This window comes from Herbaspirillum autotrophicum (assembly GCF_001189915.1).
In the GTDB taxonomy this organism is placed as follows: domain Bacteria; phylum Pseudomonadota; class Gammaproteobacteria; order Burkholderiales; family Burkholderiaceae_D; genus Herbaspirillum; species Herbaspirillum autotrophicum.
This window is the reverse complement of sequence record NZ_LFLS01000014.1, coordinates 88829-99823: the sequence shown is the minus strand read 5'-3', so window position 1 is coordinate 99823 and position 10995 is coordinate 88829. Positions and strand designations below refer to the sequence as shown.

The window sequence follows — 10995 nt, the reverse complement described above, 5'->3', positions numbered from 1 at the left end:
CTCTTGTCCGAAAGTAATATGTACCGGGTGGGATTGATCATGCTGGCGGGCCAAATACAAAGCGGCAGCTGAGCGTTGACTCAGCTGCCGCTTCTGGTGCTACAAGTGCAATCTGCGCTATTGCTTACAGGGGATTCTTGGTCCCGCACTCTCCGCAAAATACATCGTCTGCGGCCAGTGCTGTCTGGCATTTGACGCAAGTACGCGCCAGTGTGACGGCCGGCGCCGGGGCTGACACCGGCGTCAATGCAGGAGTTGCGGCTAACGGGGTCGCTGCTTCAGCAGCAGGTGTTGCTGTCGGCATGGCGGCGGCTTGTGCGGCTGCCTTGGCTTCGCGCATGCGATCACCGGCGCGTTCGCGGGCTTCGTTAGCCTTGCGTTTGGCTTCATCCATCTTGGTACGCAATTGTTCTTCCGCAGCCGAAAAATCCATACCGTGCGACGTTTGCAGGTAGATCAGGCAAGTGCCGTTGATGAAGGTGAGGAAGGGGATGATCAGGCCGATCATCACCAGCAGACCGGCGCCAAAACCGAATGCGGCAAGGTGACCACTGGAGCCGTAGCCGCCGGTATCCATCATGCTCATGCCACGCATGCCACCCATACCCATCATGCCGAGCAGACTGACGAGTCCGCCGCCGGGGCCGACGCCGACTGCAGTCGACAGACCGGTGGCGATCATTGAGCCGGAACCCAGAATGCCGAACACGACAAAGAACAGAAAGCCGACCAGAATCGACAGCAGGAACATATTGACGATCACACTCATCAAGCGTTGACGACCGATCTGCAACAGTCGTGCCACGGTTTGAAAGGTGTCATTGCCTTCCCAGATCGCGGGCGCAGTCAGCGGGAAGCCGACATAGCCCATGCCGACACCGATCAGGCCGATGACGACAGCCACCAGCGGAAAGGCGAAGGCGTACAACAACGGACCCAGGCCAGGGATTTTGCACAAGAAAAAAATCGCCAGTGCCACCAGCAAGACGGCCAGATATCCGAGGACCAACAGGATGCCGACGCCGATAAAACGATGCACGCTGAAGGTGCTTTGCAGGATGGCGTCAAGGAAGCTGATCTGCTGGCCCTGTGCATGGCGCATCAGTGTGATGCCGACGGCGGAATAGCCGATCATGGCGACGACAATGGTTACCAGCCCCAGCAGGAAACCGAGCAGCATGCTGTGTGCCGCAGTATAGGCAGTGAGCGAACCGGTCAGGAAAATTGCCAGGCCGGCCATGCCGGACATGGCCAGTGCGCGCCAGTTGGTGATTGCTTCGGCGGCGCGCAATAAGCTGTAAGAGGGCGGGGCCGCAGTGGTGGTGGTTGTCATTGTGTGATTCGCTTATTGATATTGAATTGTATGGGCGGCGACCAGTGTCAGGTCGGGCTGGCCATTGACGCGCGCGAACATCAGGTTCGATTCGCGCGTTGCACCTGGCTTACCGTTCAGGAAAACCTGGGTCTTCAGTTTGTAAGTGCCTTGTGGGGCGCCTTGTGGCAGCTTGAGTGAAAAGCTGTTGTCATATTCGCCGCTGCCGGGTTTGCTGTTGACGGTCTTCTCACCACGCTTGAATTCTTCGCCGGAAGGGGCGTAGGCCACCAATACTTCCTTGATTTCCTGGACTGGTTCGCTGGTGCCGGAAATGGCGCGGATCGAGGATTGGACCTTGATCGTTTCGCCGGCTTTCACCGGACCGTTCGGGGTGACCACGGTATTGTAAGAATCGATTTTGGCGCTTGGCGGCAAACGATTGCGGTTGCCGTTCTTGTAATCACGATCGACTTCAGCGGCGCTTTTGGTCTGGCGACTGGCGACTTCAATCACGGCGCAGGCAGCCAGACCCGCAGCGGCGCCACCGACGGCACCTTTGGTGCCGCCGATCAGGGCGCCGATGATGGCGCCGCCAGCGCCCAGCGCTGCGCAACGGATCATGGTTTCATTGCTGGTGATGCTATCGCCGCTGCCGGTGGAGGCACAGCCGCTGGCAAGCAACGTGACGGCGCAAGCAGCGCTGAGGGTTTTGCTGAATTTCATGTATATCTCCGGAAAATCATTCAAGTGAGCTGTTGGACTTGAGCGCATCCATCTGACGCGCCTTGGCTTTGATGATCAGCGCCTTGGCAGCACGATTGGCGGGGTCAATCGCCAGTATGCTTTCGGCGGTGGCGATGGCCTTATCGTATTGGCCGCTGCTTAAATGGGTGTTGGCCTTGGCCAGCAAACCAGCGACAGGTGCTGACACCTGATCATTCGTTTCGGATGGTTTGGCCTGATTGTTCTTTTTGGCGGGAGTCGGCTTTTCTTGCACCTCCTGCGGTGGAGCAACCTTGGCGACAATGGCAGGCGTCACTTTTTCCGGCACGACAGGTGCAACAGGAGCCGGCGGTGTCACCGCCGGTACAGGCTCCTGGGACATTGTTGCCGGTGTCGCCGGCACCACTTCTTCGGCTGGCGCCGGTGCGGAAGGTGCTGCGGTGTCGGTTGCACTCACGCTGTCAGTGATCGGTGGCGGCAAGGTGCCGGCCGCTTCTGCTGGCTGCTTGCCGCTTTGCCACCAGAACAGGCCGCCGGCAATGACAGCGATGACGACGACACCGGCCACGATCATTTTCAGTTGCTTTTGGTCTGAGCCTGAGTCTGTCACCGGTAATGACGGTGGCAACTTGTCTGCGCCGTCGTGGCCGCTTGCATGGGGGGTATCTGCAACTGCCGCAAACGGTATGTCAGTCGGGTTTGGCGCAGAAGTGGTCTCCGATGTCGCGAGGATTGGCGGCACAACTACTGGCAGCGGTTCTGGCTCCGGCTTCGGTTCACTGATGATCGTTGGCGAGGGAATATTGACGGGCGACTCAGCGACCGTAATCAGTTGGGCCACTGCCACCGCAGTTGGCGCAACCACTGCCACGGTTTCAACCACTGCAACCGGCGCAATCTCCGCAACCGGTACGCCGACAGCAGAGATGCCGCATTTCTTGCAGAATTTTGCGCCCGGATTCAAAGCTGCACCACATGAGAGGCAGCTATCGGATGTTGTGAGAGGCTGGTTGCCGGGGGCGATGGCGGCGGATTGCAGCGCCGCCAGGCTGGTTCCGCATTGTTTGCAGAATTTGGAGCCGACCGGATTGTCGGCGTCGCAGTTGGTGCAGCTATTCATTGATACCCCTGGTTAGGTCCCGCTGGCGGGACGCTTTTTTCATATGGACAACCCGCGTCAAAAAGGGCTGGAGCACACCAATGCGGACAAGCATGGCGCGTGCAGCGTCACGCCTGCTGGCAGTGTTCATGATGGCGATTTACTGTTTTCCCGGCCCTGATTTTTACTGCACGGCGTGTGGCCGTATGCGTTTTAATTGTTTCCCCTGCTTTGACCCAACGTGCTTTGTATTGCAAGCTTTTGATGAGTTCGCAGAATATTACCTTGAAAAACTTGCCGTCGGGCATTGACGCTGCGTGTTTTTTTGATTCATTGCCTGGTTGATGCCGGCTTATCCGTTTTTGCGTCGATACCGCGAATAGTCAAGACGCAGTCTGGAAAATCCGGCCTGAACGCAAGTCGCACACATGCAAGCGGCGGCAGCGCGACCACGGCGATCTATCGTAAAATTCGGCACACAATAAAAGTAGTTGGGGAAAAATGAACAATCAAGGGATGGGTGCGGCCGCAACACATTGCGGTCTGGCACGGGGAACTGGAGTGGCAATCAGTGGCGCAGAGTCCGGCTGGCGCTGTGCCAGGGCGCTGGCGGCAATGCTTGTCGTGGTGGCGCTGGTGAGCGCTTGTGCAATGACGCCGAACGGGCGTGGCGGCATGCTCATGAGCGTCGATACGGCTGGCCTGTTTGGTACCGAGGCGGGCAAGTTTTCGCTGAATGATGGTTCCGAAGCGACGTTGCGGCGTGATACCAGTGGTGCCTATTCAGTCAAGCTGGATCGTTACATGCGCGTGACACCGCTGCCAAACGCCATCACCGCACGCATTGCCCGGGTTGAAACGATAGGCCAGCGCACGGTGGTCGTGATAGAGACGCAGGAGCGCAATTGCGCCTACAAATACGAAGTATTGTCGATCAGCGGCAGCGATGTATTGCAGTGGAAACTGGGTAACTGCGTTGATCGGCCGCGCGTGGAAAAAAGCGCGGACGGCCAGATGCTGACGCTGGATTTTCCCAATTACAACCGGCTGACGCGCAATATATATACCGACAGTCGCATGCTGACCTCGACCATACCGGCACCGGCGGGAACCGATTTGCAAAGCAAGCCATTTGCCGATCAGGCGTTGCGTGCGCCGATGCCAGCCAGTGGCGAGGGTAGCAGCGCCGGCGGACGTTTTGTTCCCGCGCCGCCACAAGCGGACACCACACTTCAATCCCGGCCAGCGCCAGCGGCGGCGCGCAACACCCGCACGTCACGTGCCAGCGCCACTCCGGCGTCATCGCCTGCCCAGCGCAGCCAGCGTACGCCGGCGCCGGCGCCGCTCAACTTCCCGACTGAGGAAGTGGCGCCGATTCGCATTGATCTGAGGAAGTGAGCATGCGTAATCTGCAATTGAAGCAAACGCTGGCGCTCATCGTATTGACCGTCATTTATCTGACCTTCGAACTGGGATTCAATGCGCGTTTGCTCGACGTGGTCGGCGGCGCCAGCATGGATGATGTGCACAACATCGAGGTATTTGGCCGCACCTTGTCCGGTATTGCCGCAGCCTTGGTGGTATTTCAACTGATGTTGCGCTATCGCACGCGAAAAAATACCGGTAAGCCCGGCTGGCGCATGATCGGTTTCTGTTGTCTGGCGACCGTGGCGCTGGTTTATGTGCTGATCAAATTGCTGGTGGATGGCCTGGTCGATACGCGTGATGCGCAGTTCCGTCGCATGGCGCTCAATTCGACCTTGTTGCAACGCTCACTGGTGGAGGGGCGCATGACGCTGGCCGGGCTGGTGGATGATGACGCCATTTTCTCCAAGCCGGAAGGCAAGGCCTTTCTGGCGCTGTTTCCATTCATGGCACTGTCGGTCGATCGGCTTGAAGAGCGGATCAAGGATCAGAAAGAAGAGCTGGTACGCCGCAGCGTCCGCAATGCCGTTGGTGGTGCCAAGGGCTACTACAAGGCTTACGAAGATGCGCGCAACAAGGTACATGACAAGTGGTTGCAATATGCGCGCATTCCCGCCGCCAGTGATCAGGGATTGCGTCAGCAACAGGATCAGGCATGGATCAAGTACACGCGCACACTGGCGCGTCGTGGCTGGACGCCAGCCACGGTTCCGGCCAACCGGCGCGGCGCGGTGGTCAGTAATACGCGCAAGCAGGTGCCGGTACCACCCAACTGGGACCCGTCTGACGAAGCCACCTTCCGTGATGCAGTGGAGCAGAAATATCGGCGCAGCATGGCGGCCTCGGCGCGTAGTGTAACCGTGGCCGGTGATGTCATTCCACCCGGCTTGTCGTATCCGGCGTTCGTGGCGCGCGCAGGTGTGCAGCGTGAGTTGCGCTCGGCTTTGCAGTTGCCATCATCAGCTACTGTACTGACTGCCTATGGCAGCGTGCAGGCGTTTGAACCGTTGTATGACGCCTTCGTTGTCAATCGGGCGGCCAAAGAATTGGAGCGCTATGACGCCAATCCACGTGATTTCGAAGCCGGTGGCCGTTACCGGACGTTGGGCACCGACGCCGCGCGTACCGCGATCGTGCCGCCGGTGGCTTTGTTCTTTTCATTGTTGGGAGCAATCGGACACTTCTCCAAATTGCTGTATCTGATTGCCACCGCGGTCCTGCTTTGGCGCAGTAATGCTGAGGGTGTGCTGTCGCGGCGGTCGGCCTGGACTGCAACAGGTGTGCTGGTGCTGGCATTTACCGGTGTCTGGACCTGCTTGTCACTGATGCACAATCCAATCACGCGCAGCGAACTGTTCGGCCAGATGATCGGCTGGATGGAAGCCAGCCCGGGCGCCGGCAATGCGGGCGGGGCCAGCGCCGGCAAGCTGGTGTTGTCCAACATCATGCATGTGGTGGCCGTGGGGCAGGGTTATACCTATCCCTTCAATGAAGATATCCGTAACAACGTATTGCAAGGTTTCAGCTATGGCTACCATCCCAAAAAGTAAGCGGCCATCAAGCCGTGTTGCCCGGCGACTGATGGCGGCAGTACTGCTCGGCAGCATGTTGCCGGCCATCGCCAATGCTGCATGTCTGGGCATGCAGGTGCAGGCGCATCGCGGTTCTGCCACCGCAGCCGAAAATTCGCTGAGTGCCTTGCGTGCCGGTTATCAGGGGGGCTGGGATGGCATTGAAACCGATATGCAGCAACTGGCCGATGGCGTCTGGGTCGTGCATCATGACGCCATCACCGGACGTGTGGTGCAGACCGCCGCCAATCTCTCCACGCATCAACTCAATAGCGCTGACTGGCGTGCCGCACGCATGAAAAATAACGGTCAGAGCGGCAATGAGCGTCCTCCGTTTGTCAGTGATCTGTTGACGCTGGCAGACAGTTTTCCCGGCAAAACCCTGAATGCAGAAATCAAAGATGCGCTCCCCAATTGCGGTCCGGTGCAGGCACTGGTGGCGCAATTCCGGCGCGATATGCAACATGGCAACTGGTTCATGACCTCAGGTCTTCCCGCCAACCTGCGCTGCGCTCGCGCGGTTGACCGCGACGCGTATCTTGGACTGATCGTGTTCGATGGGCGCAATGCCGAAGCGCTTGGCAGCAACCGCGTCACGCGCATGATTGCCGCCAAGGCGCGCGCACCCAAACTTGATCAGGCCTGGCTGTTGCGGTTGCAGAAAGATATCGGCATGCCGGTCGGCGTGCACGTGGATGGCCGCACGCTGGATGCAAATCCGATGTTGTTGTCGGACGCCGGCATGATGAAGATGGCCGTCTTCGTCTATAGCGTCGATGGCGACGCCAGTCTGGTCGCCGCAGTGCGTCGTGCGCATCAGCACAGCGGACGCTGGCCCAGCGGGGTAGTGGTAGACGGCAATGCGGACCAGTTTTGTCGCGACGTAGCGCGCTAAAGTAAAAATATTATTTTCATCCGGTTTTGGTCGCTCGGTACGAATAGGTTCTGGTGGGTGGCCGCATGGGCGGTCGCCACATGGACAGGACAGCGACAGATGACTACATTTACTTCGACCTTGCTCGGCGAATTTCGGGCCGCAGGTATCCAGGCTGCAGCAGATGATGACGGGGATATCATTTTCATGCGCAATGGTTTTTCCCATACGCTATGTTTTGACAGCGATGACCTCAATTTCAGTTGCCTGATGTTGCCCAACGTTTGGCAGGTCTACAACGGACCGGACCGGCGTCATGCTCTGGAAGTGATTAACGATATCAATGGCCGTATCAAGCTGGTCAAGAGTGTGCTCAAGGATGGAAAAATCAGTTTTGTGATTGAACTATGGTTGCCGGAGCAAATTCAGTGGCGCACATGCATATTGCGCGCGCAGCAGACGCTGGAGCACGCATTGCATCTGTTTGCTGACGCCATGCAGCGCGGCGCCGTGGAGCGGAAAACTATCGTAGAATCCGCATCTGGGAAAATCAAAACCGGTCTGGATCGCGACGGACAACGTGAATAATAACGAAAAATTACTCTGGCTACTGCAGCAGTTTTCTACCAGGAACGCCACCGGGCGCAGCGTGCAAGCGGCGCAACGGGAGTTCTACGACAGTCTGGTAAATGAACTGGATCAGCACGCCATGTCGATTGTCAATTACAACCGCGATCTGGCACAGGCGGCGTTGCAGGAAGCCTGGATCAAGATCTTTCTTTCTGCCGACAGGTACGATCCCCGTCTGGCGTCGGTCAAGACCTGGGCTAAAGTCATCACCAGTCAATGTGCCAACGACGAACTGCGGCGTTTCTACAAGCACGAGGGAAAAATCGAACGCAGCAACTCACCGACCGATCAAGGTGAGGATGGTGTCGACCCGCTGGATGGTTTTGCCTGTCCGCTACCCGGGGTTGACGATCAGATGTATGCACAACAAGTGCAGCGGGCGATTGCTGAATGCATCGAAAGTCTGCCGGCCGGACGCGGCCCCAATTACCGGTTGGCGATGAAGCTGACGCTGGATCAGGACCTGAGCTATGCTGAAATGAAAGATATCCTGGCGGGTCAATCCGCGCGCCATGCCGATCTGAATGCCGAGCAGGTGCGCGGCTGGGTGCGCCAGGCAGTGGTTCGCATGAAGGGGTGTATCAATCTGAAACTGGGTTTGGCTGGAAAAGGAGGAGCTAAATGAGTGACGATCTGAGTCGCTTCAGGGCACATTGTTTCCAGTTTGCCTGCGACAAGCTCGACCCCGGGGAAACGGCGTGGATGCAAGAGATGTTGCAACGTCATCCTGAATTGCAGGAAGAAGTGGATGCCGAACGTGAATTGGCGCATCAGGCACGTGAGGCATTAATGGCGCAACAACAATCTGAGCGACCACTGGTATCGTTCGACCAGATACGGCAGGCACTGGCGCAACGGCAGCCGGTACGCAAGCAGGGGTGGTTCGAACGCTTGGCCGTCTGGTGGCGTAACCTGGCGGCGACACCCGCCAGCCGACGCGGACGCTGGGCGCTGGCCGCAGTAGTGGTGCTGGGTGTGATGGTGACCTTGCAGACGCGCCATCTGATCGACGGCGACAGTACTCCGGCCGGCGATTATCGTTCGCTGCAAGCGGGTACCGACAGCAAGTCGGCGGCGCTGGAGGTAGTCTTCAACGATGGCGTGGCATTGGGCAATTTGCGCACGCAGCTGGAAACCATGCATTTACGAATCCGCAGCGGCCCGGACGCCAACGGCGCATATGAAGTGGTGGTAGTGCAAGGGTCATTGGAGGCGGCGATGCAAAGCCTGAAGGACAGCGCGCTGGTGCGAGAGGTACGCGTGCGGGAGATGCGCGATCGGGATCGCGAGCGACCTTAGAAAAGAACAGATCTGCAACATAACGCCCCTTGAAAACTCATCGGGCGTTTTTTTTGTGCCGGAGATATTGCCAGGCGGTGTTGATATCCCCTGTCCATGTGATCCGGCACGCTACGTCTTGGTCGTCCGTCAGCCATCAGAAAATATTTTAGAAATCTCCTCCGCTTTATCTCCCTCGCTACGAATAAGGGGTTGTCAGCATTCGATTTGAATGCCCACCAGATGGATTCCCTGCCCCAGCGGTACGGGTGGCTGACCAACCAGACAACCACGGAGTGAATATGAAAAAACGCGGCAAAGTAGTGCGGGATACCAGTGCAGGCGCCGGCTTGCTGGTGATTGATGGTCAACAGTTCGTGTTTCAGCTGGAGGGCTGTTGGAAGTCGGAGATGGCGCCGCGGATCAATATGGTGGTGGATGCCGAATTCGATAGCGCTGGTTTGCTGATTGCGGTATCTGCCGTACCGGAAGCGCAACTGGCACGCGAGCAGGCCGAGATCGCCATGCGCCTGGCGAAAGAACAAGGCACGCGCCTGGGCAAGGAAATGACGGCGCGCTTTGGCGTCGATACGTTGCTGGCCATGGCGGCTCTGCTGGGCGGCTGGTTCATTTTCAACACAATCTCGGTCCAAGTCTCGGCCGGTTATAACGTGGGCTTTTCATTCTGGAAAATTCTCGGCGTGCTCAATTCTCCGTCCGGAGTCATGAATGCCCTGAGCGGTGGCAGCGTCAGCGCCGAGATTTACGGCTTCTTTGCCATCGTGGCGCTGGCCGGACCGCTACTGCCGTTCTTTGCCCGCGACCGTCGTTTCTTGCTGGGCGGTTTGCTGCCATTGTTATTCATGGTGGTGGTATGCATCACGGTATATCTGGGTCTTACCGATGGCATGAAACAGGCGCAGGGTGCCGCGCTCGCCATCGGCGGCCGGCAGGCGGAACGTATGGCGGCCGAGATGGCCGCCAGTATGGCGCAGGAAGCATTGCGGGCAATTTCAATCGGTCTTGGCGGTTATTTGTCGCTGATTGCCAGTCTCTATTTTGGTGCGCGCAGTGCGGTCAAGTATCTGTCATCACGGGCTTGATGCGTTCTGTATTCATCGATGCACCCACGCGCGATTACCTCATTCATATCAAATCAAAGGAAAAACCATGCGTCAATTTATCTGCCCACTGATCATCGTCGCGGCCATCGTCGGCCTGGCTGGCTGCAAGGAAAATGCCGTTCCCGCCAATACTGCTGCTCCGACCTTGTCGGATGCGACTTCCGCCAAAGCTGCTGAGTCCGCCAAGCAAGCAGTGTTGGAAAAGGCGCGTGACAAAGCCGACAAATCGGTGCCACTGGAAAGTTATCAGGAACTCAACAGCGGCAACCAGCTGATGTATTCCTATTTGGCGCTTGCCGGCTTGCCGGTCGATTATCGTGACATCGCCCGCAGTGCATCTGTTGATTACGCACGTTCCAGCGACGAATTTCAAAAGAATGACTTGCTCAAAGCCTTGCAGCCGCAGATCGATGCCGCGATTGCCAAGGCCGGGAGCCAGCGTTACTTCAAGATCGTCATCAACGATCCGGTACAAAAGTATGATTTCGAGAACAAGGGGTTCCCGGTCAACAGCTCGGTATGGGAAAACAATTCCTATCGTTACTTCAGCGACAACAGCAGCTATCGGCTGAGCTTTACCAACGGCGCCGGCTTTCATTATTTGCTGAATGTGCCGGAAGAGGTCGCACGTAATATCGAGCACTTGCGCGGAGTCTACAATTCGATGAATCTGGTGATTTATTGTTTCGTACAAGAAGCCGATCCAGCCAGCAAAATGCTCAAGGCTGAAATCGTCAAGATCGCCGTGACGGACAAGAAGGGAGCAGTTCTGGCGCAACAGTAAAGTCAAAAACAGCGGCCAGACTTTTCTGTCGCTGTTTTTGTTGTTTACTGCACGGCGTTGCCTGGGGCGATTCGGGTACAATCTCGTCGAAATACGGGACGCGTGGGTCATGCCGTCAAGGCGCCCTCCGCAGTCGCCTCACAGGGAAAAGAGAATAAGAATGATGCATGAA

The 10995-nt window shown here is 57.6% G+C and carries 11 protein-coding genes and 1 pseudogene; 8 read left to right on the top strand and 4 right to left on the bottom strand.

Going from position 1 to position 10995, the window contains the following annotated elements; translation table 11 throughout:
- Nucleotides 1-124 precede the first annotated feature (124 nt).
- The 4 genes and pseudogenes from AKL27_RS12775 to AKL27_RS28810 form a co-directional block, all read right to left on the bottom strand.
- Nucleotides 125-1333, bottom strand: a complete 1209-nt coding sequence (locus tag AKL27_RS12775; protein WP_050463212.1) for a zinc ribbon domain-containing protein — start codon at nt 1331-1333, stop codon at nt 125-127.
- Between the two features lie 12 nt (nt 1334-1345).
- Nucleotides 1346-2038, bottom strand: a complete 693-nt coding sequence (locus AKL27_RS12770) for a hypothetical protein (RefSeq protein ID WP_083439021.1) — start codon at nt 2036-2038, stop codon at nt 1346-1348.
- A gap of 16 nt (nt 2039-2054) precedes the next feature.
- Nucleotides 2055-2612, bottom strand: coding sequence for a hypothetical protein (locus AKL27_RS28410; protein ID WP_050463210.1), 558 nt, complete (start codon nt 2610-2612; stop codon nt 2055-2057).
- A gap of 366 nt (nt 2613-2978) precedes the next feature.
- Nucleotides 2979-3158, bottom strand: a pseudogene (locus AKL27_RS28810) (double zinc ribbon domain-containing protein); the annotation flags it as partial.
- Nucleotides 3159-3698: 540 nt separating this feature from the next.
- On the opposite strand from AKL27_RS28810, the gene AKL27_RS12755 reads away from it, so the two are divergent.
- From AKL27_RS12755 to AKL27_RS12720, 8 genes are all read left to right on the top strand, one after another.
- Nucleotides 3699-4535, top strand: coding sequence for a hypothetical protein (locus AKL27_RS12755; RefSeq protein ID WP_157056911.1), 837 nt, complete (start codon nt 3699-3701; stop codon nt 4533-4535).
- 2 nt (nt 4536-4537) lie between these two features.
- Nucleotides 4538-6112: a hypothetical protein gene (locus tag AKL27_RS12750; RefSeq protein WP_050463207.1), complete on the top strand. Its 1575-nt coding sequence runs from the start codon at nt 4538-4540 to the stop codon at nt 6110-6112.
- Nucleotides 6090-7028, top strand: a complete 939-nt coding sequence (locus tag AKL27_RS12745) for a glycerophosphodiester phosphodiesterase (protein ID WP_232310981.1) — start codon at nt 6090-6092, stop codon at nt 7026-7028. The genes AKL27_RS12750 and AKL27_RS12745 overlap by 23 nt, the downstream gene beginning before the upstream one ends.
- Before the next feature lie 99 nt (nt 7029-7127).
- Complete coding sequence (locus AKL27_RS12740; protein ID WP_050463205.1) at nt 7128-7595, top strand: hypothetical protein; 468 nt, start codon at nt 7128-7130, stop codon at nt 7593-7595.
- Nucleotides 7588-8262 (top strand): RNA polymerase sigma factor, encoded by a 675-nt coding sequence (locus AKL27_RS12735; protein WP_050463204.1) that lies wholly within the window; start codon nt 7588-7590, stop codon nt 8260-8262. The genes AKL27_RS12740 and AKL27_RS12735 overlap by 8 nt, the downstream gene beginning before the upstream one ends.
- Nucleotides 8259-8936, top strand: a complete 678-nt coding sequence (locus tag AKL27_RS12730) for a hypothetical protein (RefSeq protein WP_157056909.1) — start codon at nt 8259-8261, stop codon at nt 8934-8936. The genes AKL27_RS12735 and AKL27_RS12730 overlap by 4 nt, the downstream gene beginning before the upstream one ends.
- Nucleotides 8937-9217: 281 nt before the next feature.
- On the top strand, nt 9218-10018 hold the full coding sequence (locus tag AKL27_RS12725; protein ID WP_050463202.1) for a hypothetical protein: 801 nt from the start codon (nt 9218-9220) through the stop codon (nt 10016-10018).
- Nucleotides 10019-10085: 67 nt separating this feature from the next.
- Nucleotides 10086-10823 carry a DUF4852 domain-containing protein gene (locus AKL27_RS12720; RefSeq protein ID WP_050463201.1) on the top strand — a complete coding sequence of 246 codons (738 nt, stop codon included), beginning with the start codon at nt 10086-10088 and terminating at the stop codon, nt 10821-10823.
- Nucleotides 10824-10995 lie beyond the last annotated feature (172 nt).

Bases quoted from the DNA above. Each gene is read 5' to 3' on its own strand.
- AKL27_RS12775 (WP_050463212.1), bottom strand. From the start codon at position 1,333: ATGACAACCACCACCACTGCGGCCCCGCCCTCTTACAGCTTATTGCGC.
- AKL27_RS12720 (WP_050463201.1), top strand. From the start codon at position 10,086: ATGCGTCAATTTATCTGCCCACTGATCATCGTCGCGGCCATCGTCGGC.
- AKL27_RS12725 (WP_050463202.1), top strand. From the start codon at position 9,218: ATGAAAAAACGCGGCAAAGTAGTGCGGGATACCAGTGCAGGCGCCGGC.
- AKL27_RS12750 (WP_050463207.1), top strand. From the start codon at position 4,538: ATGCGTAATCTGCAATTGAAGCAAACGCTGGCGCTCATCGTATTGACC.
- AKL27_RS12730 (WP_157056909.1), top strand. From the start codon at position 8,259: ATGAGTGACGATCTGAGTCGCTTCAGGGCACATTGTTTCCAGTTTGCC.
- AKL27_RS12770 (WP_083439021.1), bottom strand. From the start codon at position 2,038: ATGAAATTCAGCAAAACCCTCAGCGCTGCTTGCGCCGTCACGTTGCTT.
- AKL27_RS28410 (WP_050463210.1), bottom strand. From the start codon at position 2,612: ATGATCGTGGCCGGTGTCGTCGTCATCGCTGTCATTGCCGGCGGCCTG.
- AKL27_RS12740 (WP_050463205.1), top strand. From the start codon at position 7,128: ATGACTACATTTACTTCGACCTTGCTCGGCGAATTTCGGGCCGCAGGT.
- AKL27_RS12745 (WP_232310981.1), top strand. From the start codon at position 6,090: ATGGCTACCATCCCAAAAAGTAAGCGGCCATCAAGCCGTGTTGCCCGG.